Source organism: Leclercia sp. LSNIH3 (assembly GCF_002935105.1).
GTDB classification, from domain to species: Bacteria; Pseudomonadota; Gammaproteobacteria; order Enterobacterales; family Enterobacteriaceae; genus Enterobacter; species Enterobacter adecarboxylatus.
The window spans coordinates 4637837-4662073 of sequence record NZ_CP026387.1 but is presented as its reverse complement, the minus strand read 5'-3'; the positions used below and the strand labels follow the sequence as shown (position 1 = coordinate 4662073).

Below are 24237 nucleotides of genomic sequence, written 5' to 3'. Positions count from 1 at the left end.
TGGAGGTAACTATGTGTGGACGTTTTGCCCAGGCCCAGACCCGGCAAGAGTACCTTGCCTTTCTCGCCGATGAAGCGGATTGCGATATTCCCTACGACCCGGAACCGATCGGGCGCTATAACGTCGCGCCCGGCACCAAAGTGTTATTGCTCAGCGAGCGCGACGATCTGTTGCATCTCGACCCGGTATTCTGGGGCTACGCCCCTGGCTGGTGGGATAAGTCGCCGCTGATCAATGCCCGTCAGGAGACCGCCGCCACCAGCCGGATGTTCAAACCGCTGTGGCATCATGGCCGGGCGATTGTCTTTGCCGACGGCTGGTTCGAGTGGAAAAAGGAAGGGGATAAAAAGCAGCCTTACTTTATCTATCGCGCAGACGGACAACCCATTTTTATGGCCGCTATTGGCAGCACGCCATTTGAACGTGGTGATGAGGCTGAGGGGTTCCTGATTGTGACCGCTGCGGCGGATAAAGGTCTGGTGGATATTCACGATCGGCGCCCGCTGGTGTTAACGCCACAGGCGGCACGGGAATGGCTGCGCGAGACGGTAAGTGGACAAGAAGCAGAAGCGATCGCCCAGACGGGTGCCGTACCCGCAGACCAGTTTCACTGGCATGCCGTTACCCGGGCGGTGGGCAATGTGAAAAATCAACGTGCAGAACTTATCAATAAAGTCAGCGAGACGTAAAAATAAGGGCGATGGTACTGACCGCTATTATTTTCTGGCATTTGCTAATACCCAATAAATATAAAAGCGGAAGTAAGCGAAGCGGCAAAATAAACAAGGAGGCCAAAAGCAGGCCCCCCCTTTACACTTATACAACCTGTTTTGGCCAGCGTCTCCTTTTTGGGAGTGGCACGCATGAGTGGGTAGTGAGTCGGGTTCCGCAGACGGAACAAACAGCACCATGAGGGTGGGTTTGCGTTGGGCTGAACGTGGTAAAACGAAATCGCTTACTTGTGCAAACCGGGCACTCAAATTTTAGGTTGGGAATAGCCCCTCCGGGCAGGTGAGTAGAAACACCACCATACAGGAATATGTCATCAAACGGGGATATATCGTTTAAAAAAACGTCCTTTTCACCGCTATTTTTATCCCCAGGCTATTTCCGGAATATAGATTTATCTCACCCGCAGTAAATCAGAAAAGCGCGTTGTATAGCGCGGCGATAGCATCTCTCTTTTCATTTGCCATTGCTGTGCGATGCCCTGCCCCGCAAACCAGAGCGTTCCGCGCCCTTTTTTATTAAGGTCGTCGATGACGGCCATTAATTCTGCGCTGTTGCGCCGGGGAGGGTTTTCATCAAACAAATTGAGCTGCGCGACGCCGGAGCTAAAAAAATCCCCCAGCATGACCCCGGCTTTTTGATAACGTAGCCCTTCTCTCCAGATGGCGTCCAGACAGCGTGTCGCCGCGTTAATAATATCCCGGCTGTCTTCGGTGGGCGTCAGCAACTTAACGGAAGCGCTATTGCCATAGTAAGGCTCATTCAGCGCAAACGGCGAGGTCTTCACGAAGACGGAGATAAATCGGCAGTACTGGTGCTCGGCGCGCATTTTCTCCGCCGCGCGGGCGGCATAGCTGCAGATGGCCTGGCGCATCGCCTCGTAGTCACTGACCCGCTCACCGAACGAGCGGGAGCAAATTATCTCCTGCTTGTGCGCGGGAAACTCTTCAAACCCGAGGCAGGATTCGCCGCGCAGCTCCCGGACGGTGCGCTCCAGCACCACGCTGAAATGTTTGCGGATAACGGCAATGTGGGTATCTGCCAGATCCAGCGCGGTGTTGATTCCCATGGCATTGAGCTTTTTACTTATCCGCCGCCCAACGCCCCACACCTCTTCCACGGGCAGTGCTGCCATCAGTTTACGCTGCCGCTCGACGCTGGATAAATCGAGCACGCCGCCGGTCTGCCGCTGCCATTTTTTTGCCGCGAAATTCGCTAATTTGGCGAGGGTTTTGGTGGGGGCAATGCCGACCCCGACGGTCAGGTGCGTACGTTGCAGCAGCGTCTGGCGGATTTCACGGCCAAAGGCCTCGAGGTTAAGACAATTGCTGACCCCGGTGAGATCGCAAAAGGCCTCATCAATGGAGTAGATCTCGACCCGCGGGGTTAGCTCCTCCAGGGTGGTCATTACCCGGTGGCTCATATCGGCGTAGAGTTCGTAGTTACTGCTGAAGGTCACAATACCGTGGTGGCGAAAAATATCTTTCTGCTTGAAATATGGTGCCCCCATGGTCACCAGCCCTTTCGCTTCAGCGCTGCGGGCAATGACGCAGCCATCGTTATTCGACAGCACCACTACCGGGCGCCCCTTCAGGTCCGGGCGAAACACGGTTTCGCAGGAAGCATAGAAGCTATTCACGTCTACAAGCGCAAACATGGTTATTTACGCCCTTTAGCAGGCGCGGTGAAGCGCATGGGGATGAACGGCATAGTATCAAATCCATTTAACTGTATATATATACAGTATCAATGAATTCAGAGAGAAATCAAGGGGCCGCCGGGAACATGCGCCGGGCGGCCACCTGACCGCAACATTGCGCCAAAGGCGAGCGCCCGACAGTTTGCCGTCACTGTCCGTCTTTACCGCGCAGTCGCCAGGGTTGATTTTGAAAGCCATCGCCCCAGGGCTTTACCCTACATGCACCTCGACACGCCTGCCTAATCGCCGGGCTAACCCTTTTGCGCCGTCGCGCATCACCCTGTGGTGGTTCCAGCGAAAAACGGGGCCTGCCAGCGGCGCAAGGAGGTTCATCCAGCGGGTATTGGTGCGGATATCCCAGTCATACCGGACGAGCGTCTCCCGACCATGAGCGGACAAAGACCACACGCCCCGCCCTTCCACCTCGCCGCTGGCTTCTCCTTCCAACAGGCATAAAGGTTGAATCGTTAATACATGAATATCAAAGGTGATGTGATACGGGAGTGCGCCCTTCCAGGTATAACGATGCAGGGCGCCAATCCCCCGCCCATCCCCTTTTCTTAACTCGATAATCTGCACCAGGCTTCCCCACCATTCGGGCCACAAATCAGGATGAGAGAGGATCTCCCAGACTTCCTGGACAGACGCTTCAACCCGCCAGACGGTGGAAAATTGATAGTCAGCCATAGCGCTCGTCTCCGTCAGGGTGCGAAAAAATCAGCAGGGAAACGCACGTTGATAGACATGGCCTCCATCATCACGGTTTCCAGTAATTTGCCATCCAGCCCGTAGCTAACCACTTTAGTGGGCAAGCCGGATTGCTTATCGAACCAAACCTCATAGCGATGCACCGCAGCGACGCTCTTGCCTTCCGCGCCAACCACCGACAGATGCACCGCTGGTTTCCCGGCGATCATCTCTTCACCCGGAAGCCGGGTTGCGCCCCCCTGTTGCAGACGACGAATGTTATTCAGCAACACGCCAATGTCGGATTGATCCACCCGGTGACCATTTTCATCCGTTATCAGTGAATCCGTGGGCGACAGTTTCAGCACCGGAAATGTTCCCGCGCCGAAGGGCCACAGCGTTACTTTGCCATTCGAAGGGTTATAGATGAGCACTGCCCCGGCATGGGGCGTGGAAAAATCCATCCGTACATAACCCGGTTTACGGTAGCTATAGCGAATGACTTTGGTTTCATCCTGCGAAGAGACGGAACGCACCATCACCTGATAAGACGCGATCCGGGCAAAACGTTGCAGGGCGTTCGCAAGGGGATCGGAGGGGGTGGAACTTTGCAAAAAAGCGGCGGCCACAGCGATCTTGTCCGCGGCATGCGCAGGTTCGTGAAAGCTGAAGAGCAGTAATGTTGCCAGCATTACCGCCACAGAGAGGAAGCCGCTGATGATGGTCTCCTGCAATAACATGGCCGGGAACATGATCAGTATGTCGGATAACCGTTAAACCTGCTGGATTGGCCATTGCAATGGCTTGCCTGCCCTCATCCGGGCATCGGTGGATGAGGGCTCCAGTATTAGCCATCTGCGGTCAGCGAGCGCCGGTGTATGCCGGTTAATCCGCCGATTTGACGATATAGGTCACCACGCCAAAGATATCGAGTGAATCTTCGCTGTTCACGAGGATGGGCGAATAGGCGCTGTTCATCGGATTAAGCTGCACCCGGGGTCTGAGCTGAAGGCGCTTTACCGTAAATTCGCCCTCCACTGCCGCAATCACAATATCTCCGTGTTGCGCCGTTCTGGCGCTGTCAACGATCAGCAGATCGCCGTCGCCAATCCCGGCATCAATCATCGAATCCCCGGCCGCTTTCACGAAATACGTTGAGCTGGGGTGCTGGATCAGCAATTTGTTCAGGTCGATACGTTGTTCCACGTAGTCCTGGGCCGGGCTGGGGAAGCCGCACTGCACGACCTCGCCAAAAAGGGGTAGCGCGATCACCTCGCGCAGCGCTGCAAGTTGGTAAAACACCATGATTCGTTCCTCGAATACTGTTTTTATATACAGTAGTATTAGCGAGGAGCGCAGGCAAGTCACGGGGCGATAGCGGCTGTTTATTGCGTAACCGCTTCGCTTATAAGTGATTAATGTGTTTAAGATTATTTATTTTGTAAATATTTCAGGGCGTTGCGTGAACAACGCCCTCTCTCAAGAAAAAGGGCTGGCGTGAGGAGGAACTGAACAGCCCGTCCAGACGTGATTAACCCTCAGCCCGTAAAGGCAGTTGCGCCAGCGTCGCCTGCAGAGCATCGCGCTCGTCCCCTGCCAGCGTTTGTAACGGGAAAGGCAGGCAAGGCGCGGCGACCCTTCCCGTCAGCTCCGCCACCGTCGCGATGGTTCGCAGGCTGCCGTGACGACGGAAGAAGACCCATAGCGGCTCCAGCGCGCTGTTGAGCTGCCGGGTTTCGTCAGCGTCTCCCCGCAGGGCCGCCTGAGCAAGGCGCAGGGTGTCGTGCGGGAACAGCCCACCGAGCACGGAGTACCAGACGTCACACCCCGCCAGCAACCCCATCGCAGACTGCGCATCCCCACTGATGCCAATCGTAACGCCCTCCGCAACCTGGCTTTTCAGCTTCGCCACACGGGCTGACGCCCCAGCCAGATCGGCCGGCAGATCGCCAAGTTTGATAGAACCCATGTTGCGCAGAAACGACAACGCCACCAGCAGTTCATCGGTGAATTCAAATCCGCTGGTCGCCGGGTTATCGTAGATACAGAGCGGGACAGAGATTTCCCCTGCGACGCGCTCGTACAGGCGAAAAACTTCATCCGCCGTCAGTTTTTGATAGGAAAGCGGCGCCAGCAGAAGCCCCTTCACCCCAGCGTTCTGCGCATCTTCAGCCAGCCGCAGGATCATCTCAGCGTTGACGCTGCCGATACTGGTCATCACCGGCACACCCGCGGCGGCACTCACCGCCAGCTTTGTGACGGCAAAACGCTGCTCCCGGGTGAGATAGGCATAGCTCCCCGTGGAACCCAGCGCCCCGACAGAATTCACGCCTGCCGCCACCAGCGTCTCAATCAACGCACCAAAGGCTTTCTCATCAGGTTCACCCTGCACCAGGGGCGTCAGGGGAAATGCACTCAGACCGTTAAACATTTTGGTTCCCTTTTAACATTCAGCGGGCATATTTCCGCGAAGCAATAACACACAGAATGACACCCAAAGTGATAAACATCATAAGTGGACTGACCCGCTCATGCAGCAGCGTGGCGGACAGTCCCAGCCCCAGAAACGGCTGCAGCAGTTGCAACTGCCCGACGGCGGCGATCCCGCCCCGCGCCAGCCCTTTGTACCAGAAGATAAACCCGATCAGCATGCTGAAGATCGACACATAGCCGAGCGCGGCCCAGGCCGGAAAACCAATGCCCCTGAAGGATACAGGCATCATCAGCACGGAGGCCACCACCATAAAAGGCAGCGCAAGGATCAGCGCCCAACTGATCACCTGCCAGCCGCCTGACTCGCGGGTGAGCGCGGCCCCTTCGGCATAGCCCAGGCCGCAGACGATCACCGCCGCGAGCATCAGCAGATCGCCCGTCAGGGAAAGAGAGGCATCTTGCGAAAAAGCAAACCCCGCCACCAGCAGGCTGCCCAGCACCGAGAAGAACCAGAAAGCCCGGGCAGGACGTTCCTTGCCCCGCAGCACCGCGAAAATGGCGGTCATCAGCGGCAGTAATCCGAGAAACACAATGGAGTGGGCGGCGGTGACATGCTGCAATGCCAGGGCGGTGAAGAGCGGAAAGCCGATCACCACGCCCAGCGAGACCATCATCAGCGGCACGATCCGGGCCGCTGGCGGGCGTTTTTCCCGTAACCCGAGGATCAGGATGAGTGCCAGCACCCCGGCCAGGGAAGCCCGGGCAAAGGTCAGGAAAAAGGGATCAAAATCCTGCACCGCAAGGCGCGTAGCGGGCAAAGAACCGCTGAAAATCACGACCCCCAGCAGGCCATTGAGCCAGCCTGAAAGCGAGGTTTTATCTGTCACAACACCCATTACCGTTCCCATCTTGAGCCTCTGTTGAGCGGATGGTAATCTCGCCCATTCAATACAATCAAATTATTGTCATGGATACATTTGATGAAAGCGCGCTACAAAGGGATCGTGGATCGCTACGCCGGGTTGATTCGCTCCGCACAGATCCCGGCAGGCACGCGTCTGCCCACCCACCGTACGCTCGCCGCCCGGGAACATATCTCTCTTGCCACCGCGACGCGGGTCTATGCCGAACTGGAGAAGATGGGGTTGGTCAGCGGCGAAACAGGACGCGGAACCTTCGTCAGGGAGATCCTGTTGCCGTCGGGCCAGGGGATCGATCAGCATGCGGTCGCCACCGATGTACTGGATCTGAACTTCAACTATCCCGCCCTGCCGGGCCAGGGGGAGCTGCTGCGGGAGGCGCTCAGGCAGGTCGCCTCCGGGGGCGATATCGAATCGCACCTGCGCTATCAGCCCCATGCCGGCAGGCAGACCGAGCGGGAGATTATCGCCGCGCACCTCGCGGGGGCGCATTTTCAACCCACCGGGGACAACGTGCTGATCGTAAACGGTGCCCAGCATGGCCTGACCATAACGGTGATGGGTCTGCTCCGGCCCGGCGACGTGGTGGCAGTAGACGCCCTCACCTACCCGGGCTTTAAGGCGCTGGCGGCGCTATATCATCTGGAGCTGCTCGCCATTCCCTGCACGGAAAATGGCCCGGATCTGGCGGCGTTACGCCAGCTCTGCCAGAGACGCCACGTGCGGGCGGTGTACACCATGCCGACCCTGCATAACCCGTTGGGCTGGGTGCTGAGCCGCGAGCAGCGCAGGACGCTGGCGGACATTGCCCGCCAGCACGATCTGCTGATCATCGAAGACACAGCTTACGGCTGGCTGATCCGCCGCCCTCCGCCGCCCGTCGCCAGCTTCGCCCCGGAACGAACGGTATATGTCACCGGCTTTTCCAAAAATGTCGCAACCGGTCTGCGGGTCGGTGCAGTGATCTGCCCACCCGATCTGCGCCCGGCGCTGGAGCGGGCTATCCGGGCCACCACCTGGAATACCCCGTCGGTCATGACCGCCATGGTGTGTCACTGGATCCAGGACGGCACCGTGGCCCGGTTTGAAACGCTGAAAAGACGCGACGCCCGGCAACGGCAGGCCATCCTGAAAGCGGTGCTGGGGGATCTGCCCTGCATCACCCATCCCGATTCGTATTTTGCGTGGCTGCCGCTGGTGGACGACGCCAGAGCCGATCGGGTGGTGAAAGCGCTGATGGATAACCACATCTCCGTTTCGACCGCCGAGCCGTTCTCGACCTCCGGTACGGTGCCGCAGGCGATCCGCATCGCCCTCGGGTCGGTGACGATGGAAACATTACGCCAGGCGTTAGAGCAGGTCAGAGCGGCGATAGAACTGGAGCAGAGCCGTTAGGCGGGTTCCCGGCGGGCTAGCTTATTAAGAGTTGTCTTAATCTTGCGCAAAAGGGTTATTTTTATCGATCTTCATCACAGTAAAAATTGCCGCTAAATTTACTCGAACCGCATGTAACTTTTGCTAACTTATTTATTAGCGCGGATATATTCTCCTTAACCACCGCAAATGCCTAAAATTAAATCAGACAGGAGACAGAAAGTCGCCAAATGGCTTATTGAACTTTTTGCCGTTCTGTCTACATTTATTTATGCACATATTTGAAGAGGTTAATTTCCTCTCAATGAATATTTTTAACGAAACACTGGAGACATGTTATGACTAAACATCGAGGCGGTTCCGGCAATTTCGCAGAAGACCGGGAACGTGCATCCCAGGCGGGCCGCAAAGGTGGACAGAGCAGCGGCGGGAATTTTAAAAATGACCCGCAACGTGCCTCTGAAGCCGGAAAAAAAGGCGGACAAAATAGCCGGGGCGGCGGTCGCAAACCGGCGGAGTAATTTTCATAATATATTCTCTGTCTGGCTTCTTTTGTCAGACAATAAAGTTGAGACAGCGAGGGCGGTAAAAATACCGCATCATTAACGGGGTAGTTCGATGAATTATACGGAGGTTATATGCTGCATTTGAGAAGAAGAGTGCGTAACGCACGTAATAATCATCGCACCAGTGATGATGTTGGCTGGATTATTCCGGCGGATGCAGAGCGTACCCGTTCACCGGATAGCGGCCCGGCACTCCAGCTCAGCAGAAATAATGACACCAGCAGTGAGGTGAGGCTCAGTCAGCGTCAGTCGTACCTGGTCAATGCCATGGCGCGTCGCGACCTAAAGTAAGCAGCGGTTAAGTGATGTAAAATGTGTTGTGGTTTGTTGTTCGCCCGGCCTTCCCCGCCGGGCTTTTTTATGTCCGCAGCCGCTGCCCTGCGGTCTCTCTGGCCCGCAGCACCGTCAGGAGGGTCACCAGCGCCGCCATCATTACGTACAGCGCCGGGGAAAGTGGATTGCCGGTGACGGTCAGTAGCCAGGCCAGCGACCAGGGCGTCACGCCGCCAAAGAACGCTACCGCAAGGTTATAGGCAATCGCCACGCCGCCAAAGCGGATGCGGGTGGGAAACAGCTCCGCCATCGCCGCGTTGCTGGCCCCGTCAAAGGCGGCAATGCATAACCCCAGCAGCCCCAGCCCCAGCATCGCAGAGAATACCTCCCCGCTTGTCAGTAGCTTCATGGCTGGCCAGGCGAAAAGGATCAACCCGAGACAGCCTGCCAGCATGAGTGGCTTACGGCCAATACGGTCCGACAGATAGCCCATAAAAGGCACCAGCACGGCGACGAACAGCAGCCCGAGGGTGGTAATGGTATAGGCATCCAGCGCCGGATAGTGCAACGTCGTCACCAGGTAGGCTGGAATGAAGGCTTGCAGCATCCAGTGCATCACCGCCTTGATCACCACAAACCCGATGCAGAAGCCCAGCGCCCGCCTGCTAGTAATGACGACCCGGCGCAGTGGCGCAGCTTCCGTTTGACGGCTGTTCAGCAGCGCCTGAAATTCGGGGGAGTCCTGAAGATGGTTTCGCAGATAGAGGCCAATCCAGCCCAGCGGACCGGCCAGCAGAAACGGAATGCGCCAGCCCCAGTCGTTCATGGCCGTCTCTCCCAACCATGCGGTCAACAGCAGTACCAGACCCGACCCGGCAACAAAGGCCATAAAGCCGAAGCTATCTATCCAGCAGGTGAAGTAGCCCCGGCGCGCGGCGGGCGCATATTCGGCCAGAAAGGTGGTGGCACCAGGGCTTTCGCCCCCGGCGGCAAACCCCTGGATCATCCGCACCAGCACCAGCATAACGGTGGCGAGAAGCCCGACCTGCGAATAGGTGGGCAGCAGCCCGATAATAAAGGTCGCGCCGGAGGTCCACAGGATCACGGTGGAGAGCACCTTGCGTCGGCCGATCCTGTCGCCGAGAGAGCCAAACCACAGCCCGCCGAGCGGGCGTATCATAAACCCGGCGGCAAAGACCGCGAAGGATGCGAGCAGCGCCGAGGCCGGGTTGTCAGTATGAAAAAAGTGCATCCCGATGATGGTTGCCAGCGTACCGTAAAGCCCAAAATCGAACCATTCGACAAAATGGCCAAGGCCGGTGGCTAACAGCACCTTACGCCGTTGAGGGGACACAGGCAGCCCTTAACGCTTTTTCGGCATCATGCGCAGCAGCGTGTTGTCCTTCCAGAAGTAGTGATGAAGCAGCGCGGCAAAAGCATGAATACCGATGATAAAGTAACCGAGGTTCGCCAGGGTGACGTGCCAGGCTTTCAGCGTGTCCACCAGGTCAAAATTCGACTCGGCGGCGTGCGGCATCCCCAGGCCAAAGGCAAACCAGGTGCTGCCCCGGTTATACATCATCACCAGGCCAATCAGCGGCAGGGCAATAAACAGCAGATAGATAGCAAGGTGACCTAAATGGGATAACCCGATATACATCGGTTTTGGCTTAGGCACGATGGGCGGCGCAGGATACTTAAGGCGCACCAGCAGACGCGCCACCATCAACACCAGAATAGAAATACCGCAGGAGACATGGATCATGTTGATCAGCGGGCGGTCGCTGCGGGGGAAAAAGCCGCGAAACTCCATGGCACAGTAGGCCACGATCACCAGCAGAAAAACCAGCCAGTGAATAGTAATTTGCAGGCCGGTGTATTTATTGCGCATAGTCTTTCCTGAATAGAAGACGAATAAAAAGGTAAAATAACCAGCTTCAGTTAAAAATTCATTAAATTTTGTTCCCGACTTTTCAAAAACTTCCGTGCAGATGAGCCATCTTCAATTGCCTCGCTGGGCTGCATGGTCTAATCCTGGATGAGTTTAACGTCCCGTATACCACACAGGAGAACATCATGAGTAAGATTGGCATTAACGGATTTGGTCGTATTGGCCGACTGGTGCTTCGTCGGTTGCTGGAAACCCAGGACAGTAACAGCGTGGTGGCAATTAACGATTTAACGTCACCGAAAGTGCTGGCCTACCTGTTAAAACATGACTCCAACTATGGCCCCTTCCCCTGGAGCGTGGACTTTACGGAAGATTCGCTGATCGTCGATGGAAAATCCATTTCGGTCTACGCCGAAAAAGAGGCAAAACAGATCCCGTGGAAAGCCGCCGGGGTGGATCTGGTGGTGGAGTGCACCGGGTTCTACACCTCTCAGGAGAAGTCGCAGGCGCATCTGGACGCCGGGGCGAAAAAAGTGCTCATCTCCGCCCCTGCTGGCGAGATGAAAACCATCGTCTTTAACGTCAATGACGACACCATCGAAGCCAGTGACACCATTATTTCCGTGGCCTCCTGCACCACTAACTGCCTGGCGCCGCTGGCGAAGGTGCTGCACGATGCCTTTGGCATCCGGGCGGGCACCATGACCACCATCCACGCCTACACCGGCACCCAGGCGCTGGTAGATGGCCCGCGCGGCAAAGATCTGCGCGCCTCACGCGCCGCAGCGGAAAACATCATCCCGCACACCACCGGCGCAGCCAAGGCTATCGGGCTGGTGATCCCCGAACTAAGCGGCAAGCTGAAGGGCCATGCCCAGCGTGTGCCGGTCAAAACCGGCTCCGTGACCGAGCTGGTCTCGATTCTGGAGAAAAAAGTGAGCGTGGATGAGATCCATCAGGCGCTGAAAAAGGCCACCGAGGGCAACGAGTCATTTGGCTATACCGATGAAGAGATTGTCTCGTCGGATATCATCGGCTCGCACTTTGGTTCCGTCTTTGATGCCACCCAGACAGAAGTCACCGACGCGGGCGACGTCCAACTGGTGAAAACCGTGGCCTGGTACGATAACGAGTACGGTTTTGTCACTCAGCTGGTGCGTACTTTAGATAAGTTCGCCGCCCTGTAATCACACCGCGGACAGCCCTGCTGTCCGCAACCTGTGAGGCGTTGCTGGTTTTGCTTTCGTTAACGCTGGTATAACAAACGCTTTCCAGAGAGGGAGCGTTATCATGGAAGCACTCAGCCGCGACACACTCGAACAAAATATGGCGCACGCCGTTGGCCGTTCGGCCACCTTTACCATCTGGCCCGATAATGAAGCCCCGGGCGCACGCACCAGCGATGCCGTTTTCACCCCTGAACCCCGCCATACCGGCACCTCTGACTACGATCGCGCCGTCACCGGTGTTCGCGCACCCGCGATCACCGTTTATGCCCCCAGCCGACCTAATGGGGTGGGCATTCTGGTCACGCCGGGCGGCTCTTATCGCCGCGTGGTGCTGGATAAAGAGGGCAGCGCACTGGCCTCGTTCTTTAATGCCCGCGGCTATACCCTGTTTGTGATGACCTACCGCATGCCGGGGGATGGTCATGAAGAGGGAGCCGACGCGCCGCTGGCTGATGTTCAGCGCGCAATGCGCATGATCCGCGCCAGTGCCACAGAGTGGAAGCTGGATCCGGCCCGCATTGGGGTGCTGGGCTTCTCCGCAGGCGGACACGTGGCGGCAAGCCTCGGCACCCGACATGATGAAGCGGTCTATGCCCCGTTGGACGCTATTGACGCGCTCCCTGCCCGTCCGGCCTTTATGGCGCTGGTCTATCCGGTGATCACCATGCGTGACGAGCATCACCACGCTGGCTCGCGCCATGAGCTGATGGGGGATAAGCCGTCAGAAGAGGAGATCTGCCGCTATTCGCTGGAGGAACGTGTAACCCGCGACGCCCCGCCGACCTTCCTGCTGCATGCCGCAGACGATCCGGCGGTAAAAGTCGAGAACAGCCTGGCGATGTTCAGCGCCCTGCGCCGCCTGGGGGTGCCCGTTGAGATGCACCTGTTCGAGCGAGGAAAGCACGGCTTTGGTATTCGCGATGCCCAGGGATTACCGGTGGCCGTCTGGCCGGAATTGATGATGAACTGGATTGCGACAAAGGTGTGAGCCTGTTTTACCGGTGTATTGCCGGGTAGCGGCGACGCTTTACCCGGCCTATAAAAATACAAACCCTTTTTTGAGTAAAAATATTCATTTAATCTTTATATCCAGCGATATCTATAATTATTCTAAATGAGCCATTCATTTTTTATAATTATATCTCAGCCAGAAAAATAACTATTATGCATCCAACCCGGCAAACACTCCCATTAACGGAATTGCTTTGCCGTTTAATGCAATTAAATAAATCACGGAAGGATTTAAAAATGAAAAAAGTTATTCTGGCTACGGCTATCGCGCTCTGCACCACTTCTGCTTTTGCCGGTGAAACTGCTGTGTTGAAGGTACAAGGTACATTAACTAACTCAGCCTGCTCGGCTGAATTGGGTCAGGGTGGTGTGATTGATTACGGTAATATTCGTCTCGGTAGTTTATCCGCTACCGGCAACAATACTATCGGCCAAAAACAGATTCCGGTAAGCATTACCTGTACAGCTGCAACCAAAGTCGGTTTCACCATTACCGATAACCGTAGCGACAGCAATGCACAGTTACCTGTAGACGTTAACACCACCTCTAACGTGACAGAAAAATATTATACCTATGGCGTGGGCAAAACCACGGGCGGGGTAAATATCGGTAACTACAGCATGTGGATGACGGATGTCACAGCTGATGGCAATAGTGTAGATCCTATTGTTCAAAACCAGGACTGGACTGACGGTCATTGGGTAAAAGGCTCCGTTCCTCGCAGTGATGCGTTTGCTACCAGTTCATTTGCAACCACAGGGACAAAAGAACCTGTTGCACTGACCAACGCTACTTTTAATTTCGTGACCAATCTGGTCATTCAGGGTACGAATACTCTGGCTATCACCGACGACACGCCGCTCGACGGTCAGGCAACCATGACGCTGGTTTATCTCTAACCGTCATGTTCTATACGCACCGGACACTTTCTCGGCCGGTGCGATTTTTTATGACTGCAAATATGTCTGCGAACCTATAATTATTCATGATATAAATAATCAAGGCTTAATTTAGATGCCGGCGGAATCATAATTTCTCCTACAATATCCATTCTTTTTTTGTAAATATACCGCAAAGCCAAAATACGTATTATATTGAGCCGGTGAGTAAGGACCCGTATATGAATATCCTTACTCGAATCTCACCGTCCACTTAAATACAAAAGGTTCATGGATGAAAAAAGTCATTCTGGCTACGGCTATCGCGCTCTGCACCACCTCTGCTTTTGCCGCTGAAACTGCGGTTCTGAAAGTAAAAGGCGTATTAACTAACTCCGCCTGCTCAGTTGAATTGAGTCAGGGTAATGTATTTGATTACGGCACTATTCATCTCGGCGGATTAGATGCAGATAAAAACAACGTTCTCGGCCAAAAACAGCTCCCGGTAAGCATTACCTGTACAGCTGCAACCAAAGTCGGTTTCACCATTACCGATAACCATGGCGACAGCAATGCACGTTTACCTGTAGATGTTAATACCACCACTAACGTGACAGACGCCTATTATACCTATGGCGTGGGCAAAACCGCGGGCGGGGTAAATATCGGTAACTACAGTATGTGGATGACGGATGTCGTCGCCGATGGCAATACTGTAGACCCTATTGTTCAAAACAACGACTGGACTGACGGCCATTGGGTAAAAGGCTCCGTTCCTCGTAGCGATACTGTTACTACCACTTCATTTGCAACCACCGGCACAAAAGAACCTCTTGCCATCACCGCCGCTACCTTTAATTTCGTGACCAACCTGGTTATTCAGAAAACGAAAACTCTGGCTATCACCGACGACACGCCTTTCGAAGGTCAGTCAACCATGACGCTGGTTTACCTCTAATCGTCATGATCTAATTATACCGGGCCAATAACTGGCCCGGTTGTTTTTGTTTTATGACTGCAAATAGACCACCTGCGTTTGCAAATATTCATGCAGACCGTGTTTGCCGTCCGCCCCACCGATCCCGGATTTACGCCAGCCCGCATGGAAGCCCTGCATCGCTTCAAAGTTCTCGCGGTTAATATAGGTTTCGCCGAACTTCAGCCCTTTGATGGCTTTCATCGCCACATTTAGATCTTGCGTATAGAGAGAAGAGGTTAAACCGTAGTCACTGTCGTTGGCCATTTTCAATGCCTCTTCCAGCGTCTCGAATACCACCACCGGCAGAACCGGCCCGAAGGTCTCTTCGTGCATGATGGTCATATCCTGGCGGACATCCAGCAGCAGCGTTGGCGGATAGAAATACCCTTTCCCCTCCACCGCTTTACCACCGAGGACCACTTTTGCCCCTTGCTGCACGGCAAGTGCCACTTTCTGCTCCACGCGCTCCAGCGCCGCAGCGTTGATCAGCGGCCCCATGGCAATATCATTGCGCTCGGCCGGATTGCCAAACTGCACCGCTTTCATCGCTTCGCCCATACGGTTCACAAAGCGATCGTAAATGCCCTTCTGCACATACACACGCTCGGCGCAGTTACAGACCTGCCCGGTGTTAATCACGCGGGAGTCAACAATCGCTTTTACCGCCAACTCCAGATCCGCATCGTCCATGACGATGGCCGGGGCTTTACCGCCCAGCTCCAGGCACACTTTGGTAATGTTCTTCGCGGCGGCGGCCATGATCTTCTCCCCCGCCCCCACGCTGCCGGTCATGCTGACCAGTGCCACTTTCGGGTTGCCCGCCAGCTCCTGGCCTACAGTTTCGCCGCGCCCCAGCACCAGGTTGAAGACTCCCTTCGGCAGGCCAATCTCGTCAACGATTTTGGCAAAGGCAATGGCGTTGTTCGGCGTGAATTCGCTCGGTTTAATGACGATGGTGTTACCGGTCAGCAGCGCCGGACCCAGCTTGCGGGCAATGAGGAAGAACGGGAAGTTCCACGGCAGAATGCCAGTGGTCACGCCGAGGGCGCGTTTGAACAGCAGAATGTTTTCGCCCGGGCGATCGCTCTGGATAATTTCGCCTTCGTAGCGGCGTGCCCACTCGGCCATATAGTCGAGATAATCGGCGGTGAAAGCCACTTCCACCTCCGCGAGCTGCTGGATCTTGCCACCTTCAGCCACGATCAGGGCGCTGATTTCGCTGGCGCGTTCGCGGATACCCGCCGCAATTTTACGCAGCCAACCCGCGCGCTGGATGGCAGGCAGTGCCTCCCAGTCGGCCTGAGCGCGCTCGGCGGCGTCGATGGCCTTGCGGGCATCGTCGGCACTGCCGTCGGGAATACGGGAAATGACCTCTTCGGTGGCCGGGTTGATCACATCAATCCAGGCTTCACCCTGCCAGGCAACAAACTGTCCATCAATATACATAGGATGTTGTACGGGTACTGTCATAACCTGCTCCTGTAATTGCACTGTTTTTAACAAGTAAAATTATTGTTAAAAACTACAGTTCCCGATCCGCAATCCCAGCCTATCGCGCTGTTTTTGTGAGATATCTCATAAAAGAAACGGGTCAGCAGGCGGAAATAATTACAACCTGACAACAAAGATTGCCCGTTTGCGGGAAAGTCATCGCAAACGGGCAATGCATTACAACAGAGAGCGGCTGGCCAGCGCCTCGGTGAGGATGACATCGTTACGCAGGATCTGCCAGGCGGTCTCCACCTCAACAGGAATATCGACATGAACGATAAAATCACGCCCAAGCGGACCATAGCCATTAATGTCATCGCGCAGGCGTGGAAGCTCGCCCAGTACCAACGACAGATAGCGCTCGACGGGCCACAATCCTTCACCGCCGCCGCGGAACACCAGCCCGTCCTCGCTGTTTTGCAGGTGCGGCACAATGCCGGGATGGCTGGTCCACTCCGGGGCATCGGGCTTATCACGCCAGACCCGGGCAAAGGTAGCCATCGTGCGACGCTGCATGGTCGGATCCTGTACCACAATCCCGCGTTTCACCCGCAGCTGATGATGGGTGATGGCCGCGGCGCTGAACCGGGCATTTTCACCACAGTTGGTGGACTGATCTTCCACCAGCAGGTGTTCCGGTGGAATCTGCCAGAACGCCCGGGCAATCTCCGCCAGGATGGTGGCTTCGGCTTTGCCGGTGGTTCGTATTCTGTTGTAACGCGGATGACGCGCAATGGCAGCGTATAAGAAGGTGGTCGAATGGCCAATGCCGCCGCTGATCAGCAAAGGAATGCCAAGCTCAGACGCCAGACGGCAGGCCGCATCAATGGAGGGGATCACCGCATTACCGGCCAGCACCACCAAATCCGGCAGCAGCGCGGGCGGATTATAGGGCAAGTTATCTTCAGCGAGCCAGGCGCCGACTGTATTGACCGCAGCCAGCGTTTTATCCGGCAGAGACGGGAAGATTGTGAGACTCATCGTTACCTCCTTCCAGCAATTACGTTAAGGGTAACGCGCGGGCCGTGACTTAACAGAGGATCCCTCTGAAAGCGAAATCGGCAGTTACCTTATAAGGATAGTCATTAAACTGAAATAACCAGAAAAGTCTAAAAATCAGTCGGTTGCACCTGCATTATATGCTGTATCTTGCGACATTAAAAAAATTAAGCGCCAGAATAACTGCTATTAAAAGCATCGATTGCTGCTTATTTCACCGTGATCTGACCAGTTTTAGCCCCCTCTCGCTTGCCAAACGTAACAGCCCTCCCTAAGTTGCTTAACAATTCGACAACCTTTTTCCTTTATCGGTTGCACCCGAAGCGCGCCGGGTGTCACCCGATTCATCCTCCACTAAGCGGGATCACGGGTATGACACAACAACACGAAAGCAGTACCGCAGTTTTACGCAAAAACAAAAAGGTGCTGGTCGCCAGCCTGACGGGCAGTGCTATTGAATGGTTTAACTATTTTCTCTACGGCACGGCCGCCGCGTTGGTGTTCAACAAGATCTTCTTTCCGATGGTCGACCCGGTCATCGGCCTGATTTTATCCTATCTCTCGTTCTCGTTGACCTTCTTTATCCGACCCATTGGGGGCGTGATCTTCGCCCACATCGGAGATCGGATCGGGCGCAAAAAAACATTGGTATTAACCCTGTCGCTGATGGGGGGGGCAACCGTCATGATTGGGCTGTTACCGACCTATGAGCAGATTGGCCTCTGGGCGCCCGCCCTGCTGATCCTGATGCGTATTATTCAAGGGATGGGGATCGGTGGCGAATGGGGCGGTGCCCTGCTGCTGGCCTATGAGTATGCCCCCGAGAAGCGCAAAGGCTTCTTCGGCAGCATCCCGCAGGCGGGGGTGACTATTGGCATGCTGATGGCGACCTTTATCGTCTCGCTGATGACGATGTTCAGTGAAGAGGATTTTCTCTCATGGGGCTGGCGTATTCCGTTCCTTTTAAGCTCGGTGCTGGTGCTGCTGGGCCTGTGGATCCGCAAGGATATCGACGAAACGCCCGAGTTTAAAAAGGTCAAATCCTCCGGCAAGGTGGCCAAAGCTCCGCTGCGCGACACCCTTAAATACCACTGGCGAGAAGTACTGATCGCGGCCGGGCTGAAAGTGGTTGAGACCGCGCCGTTCTACATTTTTTCCACCTTTGTGGTCAGCTATGCCACCACTACGCTCAGCTATCAAAAATCGCAGGCGCTGGAGGCCGTGACCCTCGGGGCGCTGGTGGCGACCATCATGATCCCATTGATGGGGCTGCTGTCAGATAAGGTTGGTCGTCAGCGCATGTATGCCGTCAGCGTATTTACCCTCGGCCTGTTTATCGTTCCCTGGTTTATGCTGCTCAACACCGGCACGACCTGGGGGATCGTACTGGCGACGGTCATCGCTTTCGGCGTGCTGTGGGCACCGGTAACCGCGGTGCTCGGCACGCTCTGTTCAGAAATTTTCACCGCCAATGTGCGCTATACCGGCATCACTCTCGGCTATCAGCTGGGTGCTGCACTGGCGGGCGGCACCGCGCCGCTGATTGCCACCGGCCTGCTGGCAAAATATAACGGCGACTGGGTACCGGTGGCCTGGTATCTGGCGGTGACGGTGACTATCTCCCTGATTGCCATCTTCTTCGCCAGCCGGGTAAAACACGCCGCCCCGGCCATCAACGCACAAACCAACGAACTGTGATCCCCAGGCGGCCAGCGTCGCTGGCCGCCATCATACTTATCCCTCACATTTGCTTAACCCGCTATTATCATATTCACTTGAAACAGACTTTGCGTCAGACGTAGAATCATTAGCCCTCTAACTATTCACTAATTCAATAGGTAATAACCGCTATGCGACTGCCCCAACGCGACCCCTATGCTCCTCGCGAGTGGCAGCCTCACGAAAAGCCGATGCTGTTGGGCTCCCCGTCCACGCCGGTGCACAGCACCCCGAAACGCATTGCCTACGGGGTGGTGGGTTTGCTGGTGTGTCTGACCGGGGCGCTGGGCAATGCGATGGTCGCCGCCAACCTGCAAAATTTACAGGGTACCTTTGCAGCCTGGTCCACCGAAATCGCCTGGCTGCCCGCGGTGTACGTCATGACCAACGTGTCGATAAACCTGCTGCTGGTAAAGTTTCGCCAGCAGTTTGGCCTGCGCGCCTTCACCGAAGGCTTCCTGGTACTGTATGTCCTGGTGACCTTCTTTCACCTGTTCGTTAACGATCTCAGCTCGGCCCTGATGGTGCGCGCCGCCCACGGCATGGTGGCTGCGGCCCTCAGTTCGCTGGGGATCTACTATCAGATCCAGGCCTGGCCGGCGAAACACCGCCTGAAAGCGCTGACTATCGGCATCACTGGCTCGTCGCTGGCGATCCCCATTGCGCGGCTGTTCTCCACCGAGCTGCTGCAGCTGGACGAATGGCGCGGGCTGTACCTCTTTGAGTTAGGACTGGCGCTGATTTCGTTGGGCTGCGTCATTGCCCTTAAGCTGCCTCCCGGCGATCGGCGCAAAGTGTTCGAGAAGAAAGATTTCATCACCTTTATCCTGCTGGCCCCGGGGATGGCCCTGCTGTGCGCAGTGCTGTCGCTCGGGCGGGTTGACTGGTGGTTTGAAGCGCCGTGGATCGGCTGGGCGCTGGCGGGGTCGCTGGTGCTGATTGTCTCCGCGATTGTCTTCGAGCATAACCGCAGCAACCCGCTGCTGAACACCCGCTGGCTCTCCAGTGGCAGCATCCTACGCCTGGGGCTGATCATGCTGCTGATCCGCATCGTGCTGGCGGAGCAGAATACCGGGGTGATCGGTTGGCTACAGTATGTTGGCCTGCAAAACGAACAGATGACCCATCTGGCATGGTCGATTTTTGCCGGGATCGTCTGCGGCATTGCCGCGAGCTGCCTGACCATCAAACCCACTAAACTTGCCTGGCCGATTATCACCTCGCTGGTGCTGATGATTATCGCCTCGCTGCTCGACAGCCAGTCCACCAGCCTCACCCGCCCGGATCAGCTGATGCTGAGCCAGTTCCTGCTCGGGTTTGGCAGCGCCTTCTTCCTTGCCCCGGCGATGCTGGCGGGGATTGGCGGGGTCATTGCCGATCCCCGTAACCTGGTCAGCTTTTCGGTGCTGTTCGGTATGAGCCAGAACATCGGCGGCCTGCTGGGTTCCGCCATTCTGGGCACCTTTCAGACGTGGCGCGAGAAGTATCACTCCGGCCTGCTGGCCGAGCAGCTCACCAGCCTCAATCCGCTGGTGACTGAACGGTTGCAGATCTACAGCCAGATGTTCCAGAGCCAGATTAACGACAGCGCCCTGGTGAGCGTCCAGTCAGCGCTCCAGCTGCAGAACGCCAGCACGCTGCAGGCAAATATTCTGGCTTACAACGATACTTATCTTCTGACGGCAGGCATTGCCACCGCCACGCTGGTCTGGATTTTATGGCGCTTGCTGCGCCTGCGCATCACTGCCCGTCTGGCGCTGAAAAAGGCCACGGGCAGTCAGTAATGGATAAAAATAAATGATGTTTCTGGAGAAGTTATGAGTCAGCAGGATGCCGCTAAAGAGCAGGCCAATACCCGTAATAATCTGCGCGTGGTGTCAGTGTTCGCCGCCGCCGCGATCGGCATCGTTGGCGTGCTGGTGATCCTCTATGCCTGGCAGCTACCGCCCTTTACCCGCCACGTCCAGTTCACCGATAACGCCTACGTGCGCGGCCAGACCACCTTTATCAGCCCGCAGGTGAACGGCTATATCACCGAGGTCAAGGTGCAGGATTTTGAACAGGTGAAGAAAGGCGACCTGCTGTTGCAGATAGACGATCGTATCTACCGCCAGCGGGTGCACCAGGCCGAGGCGCAGCTGGCGATGAAAATTGCCACCCTCAACAACAACCTGCAACAACGTAAAAGCGCCGAAGCGGTGATCCAGCGTAACGAGGCGGCGCTGAAAAACGCCCGCGCGCAGAGCCAGAAAACCCAGGCCGACCTGAAGCGCGTGAAGGATCTGACCGCCGACGGCTCGCTGTCGATCCGTGAGCGGGATGCCGCCCTGGCGAGCGCCGCCCAGGGCAGCGCCAATATCGACCAGGCAAAAGCCACGCTGGAGATGTCGCGCCAGGATCTGCAAACCGCTATCGTCAATCGCGCCGCATTGGAGGCCGATGTCGAAAATGCCAGGGCGGCTCTCGAACTGGCGCAGATCGATCTGCAAAACACCCGCATCGTCGCCCCGCGCGATGGACAACTTGGACAGGTCACCGTGCGCTTGGGCGCGTATGTGACGGCCGGAACCCACCTCACCACCCTGGTGCCCCCGCAGCACTGGGTGATCGCCAATATTAAAGAGACCCAGCTGGCGAACCTGCGCGTCGGCCAGCCGGTGAAATTCACCGTCGACGCCCTGAACGACAAAGCCTATGAGGGCCGGGTGCAGAGCATTTCCCCGGCCACCGGGGTGGAGTTCAGCGCCATTACCCCGGATAACGCCACGGGCAACTTCGTCAAGATCGCCCAGCGTATTCCGGTGCGCATCGAGGTGCTCGGAAACGCCGAAGAGGCGGCGCGGCTGCGCCCGGGGATGTCGGTACAGGTGACTATTGATACCCGGGAGGCAGAATGATACGCCGCCCGCTTACCGCCCTGCTGATAACCGCCGCCCTGAGCGCCTGCCAGTCGGTGGATGTCGCGCCGGCGAAGCCCACCCTCCAGATCCCCGCCCAGTGGCGCGCCAGCACCGGCCCCGCCAGCCCGGCAGAGCAGATGTGGTGGCGCAATTTTCATGACAGCCAGCTTAACGCCTACGTGGACCAGGCCCTGCGCAACAATAGCGACGTGCTCATTGCCCGGGAGCGAATCAACGAATATCAGGCGCGGGTATATGCCAGCGAGGGCAGCCTGTTTCCGACCCTGGATGCCGGTTTGAATGCCGGTCGCACCCGGTCCCAGTCTGCCGCCACCGGTTTACCCGTCTACGGCGCGCTGTACAAAGGCAGCCTGACGGCCAGCTATGATGTAGATCTCTGGGGCGTCAATCGCCGCACCGCCGATGCCGCAGAGGCGACACTCGAAGCGCAAAAAGCCGCCGCAGCCGCAGCGGATCTGACGGTGGCCTCCTCGGTGGCTTCAGGTTACGTCACCCTGCTGGCGCTGGACGAGCAACTCAGGGTCACGCAATCGACGCTGAAGGCGCGGGAAGAGGCGTTTAAACTGGCGCAACGGCAGTATCAGACCGGCTACAGTTCGCGCCTGGAGCTGATGCAGTCCGACTCCGAGCTGCGCTCGACGCGGGCGCAGATCCCGCAGGTGCAGAATCAGATTGCCCGCCAGGAGAATGCATTAACCCTGCTGCTGGGGGGTAACCCGGGCGCGATTGCCCGCAATGCGGATTTCGACACCCTGACACCGCTGCGCCTGCCGTCGCAGCTGCCTTCGTCGCTCCTGAATCGCCGCCCGGATATCGTGCAGGCGGAACGCCAACTGATAGCGGCCGATGCCTCGCTCGCGTCCGCGCGCGCCAGCCTGCTGCCGTCGATCAACCTGACCGCGACCGGATCGATCCAGGATCGCACCCTGCCCGGCCTGCTGGACAACCCGCTGGAGCTATGGAGCATCGGCGGCAGTATTCTGGCCCCGCTGCTGAACCGCCAGGCGCTGAATGCCCAGGTTGATATCGGCCAGTCGCAGCGTAACCAGGCGCTTTACAGTTATGAAAAAACCGTGCGCAACGCCTTTAAAGAGGTGAACGACAGTCTCGACGCCATCACCCGTTACGGCGAGCAGTTGACCGAGTTAGCGGCCCAGCAGGAGGTCGCGCAGGAAACACTGCGTATCGCGCAGAACCGCTATAACAACGGTTATTCGTCCTATCTGGACGTGCTGGACGCCCAGCGCACGCTGTTCTCGGTGCAGACCAGTGTGGTGCAGGCGAAAAACAATCTGCTGCTGGCGCAGATCGATTTGTATAAAGCGCTGGGCGGAGGATGGTCGGCATCGTAAACGCCGGGCGATGTGCGGCCTGATGTCCTCACCCCGGCCCTCTCTCACAGGGAGAGGGAGAAAACATTCGTAGGCCCGCGCAAGCGTAACGCCGCCGGGTAACGCTCTCACTAAGGGGTCAATCTATGCAACAACAGTGGTCTGCCGTAGATAATTACATGATTTCCGAGCTTATTCCGCAGGATGAGGTGCTCCAGCAGGTGCTGGAAAATAACCAGCGCGCCGGTTTACCGGCCCACGATGTCGCCGCCAATCAGGGCCAGCTGCTGGCGCTCTTTGTGCGTATGACTCAGGCCCGGCGCATTCTGGAAATTGGCACCCTGGGGGCCTACAGCAGCATCTGGATGGCGCGCGCCCTGCCGCCGGACGGAAAGCTGATCACCCTTGAGGCCGATCCGGTACATGCTAAGGTGGCGCGCCAGAACATCCATCTGGCGGGTCTGGATCAGCGCATCGAGCTAATCGAAGGCCCGGCGCTGCTCTCCCTTGAACATTTCGGCGACACGCCGCCTTTTGATCTGATCTTTATTGACGCCGACAAACCCAATAACCCGGGCTATCTGGAGTGGGCGCTGCACTACTCCCGCCCCGGGACGCTTATCATCGGCGATAACGTGGTGCGTGACGGGGAAGTGATTAACGGCCAGAGCGACGATGCTCGCGTACACGGCGTGCGACGGTTTATCGAGATGATCGGGGATAACCCGCGCCTGACCGCGACGGCGTTGCAGACGGTGGGCATAAAGGGGTGGGATGGATTTACGCTGGCGATGGTGAACGGTTAAACCCCGTCGGGCGGCGCTACGCTTGCCCGACCCAGGGTCCGGTGTTCTCCCTCGCCCCTTTGATATGCTTGCCCGACTCAGGGTCCGGTGTTCTCCCTCGCCCCTTTGATATGCTTGCCCGACCCAGGGTCCGGTGTTCTCCCTCGCCCCTTTGGTATGCTTGCCCGACCTGCTGTCCGGTGTTCTCTATGCTTACCCGACCTACAGTCCGGTGTTCTCCCTCGCCCCTTTGGTATGCTTACCCGACCTACAGTCCGGTATTCTCCCTCGCCCCTTTGGTACGCTTGCCTGACCCAGGGT

At 56.8% G+C, this 24237-nt stretch carries 23 protein-coding genes; 13 read left to right on the top strand and 10 right to left on the bottom strand.

The window, feature by feature from the left end; genetic code table 11:
- Positions 1–11 precede the first annotated feature (11 nt).
- Complete coding sequence (locus tag C3F35_RS22550; RefSeq protein ID WP_103792262.1) at positions 12–689, top strand: SOS response-associated peptidase; 678 nt, start codon at positions 12–14, stop codon at positions 687–689.
- Positions 690–1123: 434 nt separating this feature from the next.
- Here C3F35_RS22550 and C3F35_RS22545 read toward each other — a convergent pair whose 3' ends face one another.
- The 6 genes from C3F35_RS22545 to C3F35_RS22520 all read right to left on the bottom strand — a co-directional run bounded on the left by C3F35_RS22545 (position 1124) and on the right by C3F35_RS22520 (position 6444).
- Positions 1124–2386, bottom strand: coding sequence for a Y-family DNA polymerase (locus C3F35_RS22545; protein WP_059307804.1), 1263 nt, complete (start codon positions 2384–2386; stop codon positions 1124–1126).
- 252 nt (positions 2387–2638) lie between these two features.
- Complete coding sequence (locus C3F35_RS22540) at positions 2639–3115, bottom strand: SRPBCC family protein (protein ID WP_103792261.1); 477 nt, start codon at positions 3113–3115, stop codon at positions 2639–2641.
- A gap of 14 nt (positions 3116–3129) precedes the next feature.
- Positions 3130–3855: a sigma-E factor regulatory protein RseB domain-containing protein gene (locus tag C3F35_RS22535; protein ID WP_233211639.1), complete on the bottom strand. Its 726-nt coding sequence runs from the start codon at positions 3853–3855 to the stop codon at positions 3130–3132.
- A gap of 145 nt (positions 3856–4000) precedes the next feature.
- Positions 4001–4420: a translesion error-prone DNA polymerase V autoproteolytic subunit gene (locus C3F35_RS22530; protein WP_032610985.1), complete on the bottom strand. Its 420-nt coding sequence runs from the start codon at positions 4418–4420 to the stop codon at positions 4001–4003.
- A 226-nt stretch (positions 4421–4646) separates the two neighbouring features.
- Positions 4647–5546, bottom strand: a complete 900-nt coding sequence (locus C3F35_RS22525) for a dihydrodipicolinate synthase family protein (protein ID WP_103792260.1) — start codon at positions 5544–5546, stop codon at positions 4647–4649.
- A gap of 19 nt (positions 5547–5565) precedes the next feature.
- Positions 5566–6444 carry a DMT family transporter gene (locus C3F35_RS22520; protein WP_233211638.1) on the bottom strand — a complete coding sequence of 293 codons (879 nt, stop codon included), beginning with the start codon at positions 6442–6444 and terminating at the stop codon, positions 5566–5568.
- 84 nt (positions 6445–6528) lie between these two features.
- Here C3F35_RS22520 and C3F35_RS22515 point away from each other — a divergent pair, with 84 nt between their 5' ends.
- The 3 genes from C3F35_RS22515 to C3F35_RS22505 all read left to right on the top strand — a co-directional run bounded on the left by C3F35_RS22515 (position 6529) and on the right by C3F35_RS22505 (position 8699).
- A complete protein-coding gene (locus C3F35_RS22515; RefSeq protein WP_103792258.1) occupies positions 6529–7863 on the top strand; it encodes an aminotransferase-like domain-containing protein in 1335 nt (444 codons plus the stop codon).
- Between the two features lie 317 nt (positions 7864–8180).
- Complete coding sequence (locus C3F35_RS22510) at positions 8181–8363, top strand: general stress protein (RefSeq protein WP_032610990.1); 183 nt, start codon at positions 8181–8183, stop codon at positions 8361–8363.
- A 138-nt stretch (positions 8364–8501) separates the two neighbouring features.
- The gene (locus C3F35_RS22505) at positions 8502–8699 is read left to right on the top strand and encodes a hypothetical protein (protein WP_032610991.1); all 198 of its coding nucleotides are present in this window, start codon (positions 8502–8504) and stop codon (positions 8697–8699) included.
- A 67-nt stretch (positions 8700–8766) separates the two neighbouring features.
- Here the strand turns inward: C3F35_RS22505 and C3F35_RS22500 are convergent, their stop codons facing one another.
- Together C3F35_RS22500 and cybB are read right to left on the bottom strand one after the other, a co-directional pair.
- On the bottom strand, positions 8767–10041 hold the full coding sequence (locus C3F35_RS22500) for an MFS transporter (protein WP_233211646.1): 1275 nt from the start codon (positions 10039–10041) through the stop codon (positions 8767–8769).
- A 3-nt stretch (positions 10042–10044) separates the two neighbouring features.
- Positions 10045–10572, bottom strand: a complete 528-nt coding sequence (cybB, locus tag C3F35_RS22495; RefSeq protein ID WP_077227261.1) for a cytochrome b561 — start codon at positions 10570–10572, stop codon at positions 10045–10047.
- A gap of 185 nt (positions 10573–10757) precedes the next feature.
- Between cybB and gap the strand changes: the two genes are divergently transcribed.
- From gap to C3F35_RS22475, 4 genes are all read left to right on the top strand, one after another.
- Positions 10758–11759, top strand: a complete 1002-nt coding sequence (gene gap, locus C3F35_RS22490; protein WP_103792257.1) for a type I glyceraldehyde-3-phosphate dehydrogenase — start codon at positions 10758–10760, stop codon at positions 11757–11759.
- A gap of 103 nt (positions 11760–11862) precedes the next feature.
- The gene (locus C3F35_RS22485; RefSeq protein ID WP_103792256.1) at positions 11863–12789 is read left to right on the top strand and encodes an alpha/beta hydrolase; all 927 of its coding nucleotides are present in this window, start codon (positions 11863–11865) and stop codon (positions 12787–12789) included.
- Positions 12790–13049: 260 nt separating this feature from the next.
- Positions 13050–13712 carry a DUF1120 domain-containing protein gene (locus C3F35_RS22480; protein ID WP_059307796.1) on the top strand — a complete coding sequence of 221 codons (663 nt, stop codon included), beginning with the start codon at positions 13050–13052 and terminating at the stop codon, positions 13710–13712.
- Positions 13713–13986: 274 nt separating this feature from the next.
- Positions 13987–14649 carry a DUF1120 domain-containing protein gene (locus C3F35_RS22475; RefSeq protein WP_103792255.1) on the top strand — a complete coding sequence of 221 codons (663 nt, stop codon included), beginning with the start codon at positions 13987–13989 and terminating at the stop codon, positions 14647–14649.
- A gap of 51 nt (positions 14650–14700) precedes the next feature.
- On the opposite strand, the gene aldA is transcribed toward C3F35_RS22475, so the two are convergent.
- Positions 14701–16140, bottom strand: coding sequence for an aldehyde dehydrogenase (gene aldA / locus C3F35_RS22470; RefSeq protein WP_032610999.1), 1440 nt, complete (start codon positions 16138–16140; stop codon positions 14701–14703).
- A 198-nt stretch (positions 16141–16338) separates the two neighbouring features.
- Positions 16339–17142, bottom strand: a complete 804-nt coding sequence (locus C3F35_RS22465; RefSeq protein WP_032611001.1) for a YdcF family protein — start codon at positions 17140–17142, stop codon at positions 16339–16341.
- Between the two features lie 390 nt (positions 17143–17532).
- On the opposite strand from C3F35_RS22465, the gene C3F35_RS22460 reads away from it, so the two are divergent.
- From C3F35_RS22460 to C3F35_RS22440, 5 genes are all read left to right on the top strand, one after another.
- On the top strand, positions 17533–18858 hold the full coding sequence (locus C3F35_RS22460; RefSeq protein WP_103792254.1) for an MFS transporter: 1326 nt from the start codon (positions 17533–17535) through the stop codon (positions 18856–18858).
- Between the two features lie 152 nt (positions 18859–19010).
- A complete protein-coding gene (locus C3F35_RS22455) occupies positions 19011–20663 on the top strand; it encodes an MFS transporter (RefSeq protein WP_059307791.1) in 1653 nt (550 codons plus the stop codon).
- A 33-nt stretch (positions 20664–20696) separates the two neighbouring features.
- Positions 20697–21776: an HlyD family secretion protein gene (locus C3F35_RS22450; protein WP_059307790.1), complete on the top strand. Its 1080-nt coding sequence runs from the start codon at positions 20697–20699 to the stop codon at positions 21774–21776.
- On the top strand, positions 21773–23152 hold the full coding sequence (locus C3F35_RS22445) for an efflux transporter outer membrane subunit (protein ID WP_059307789.1): 1380 nt from the start codon (positions 21773–21775) through the stop codon (positions 23150–23152). The genes C3F35_RS22450 and C3F35_RS22445 overlap by 4 nt, the downstream gene beginning before the upstream one ends.
- A 125-nt stretch (positions 23153–23277) precedes the next feature.
- Positions 23278–23937 (top strand): O-methyltransferase, encoded by a 660-nt coding sequence (locus C3F35_RS22440; protein ID WP_032611007.1) that lies wholly within the window; start codon positions 23278–23280, stop codon positions 23935–23937.
- Positions 23938–24237: the final 300 nt, after the last annotated feature.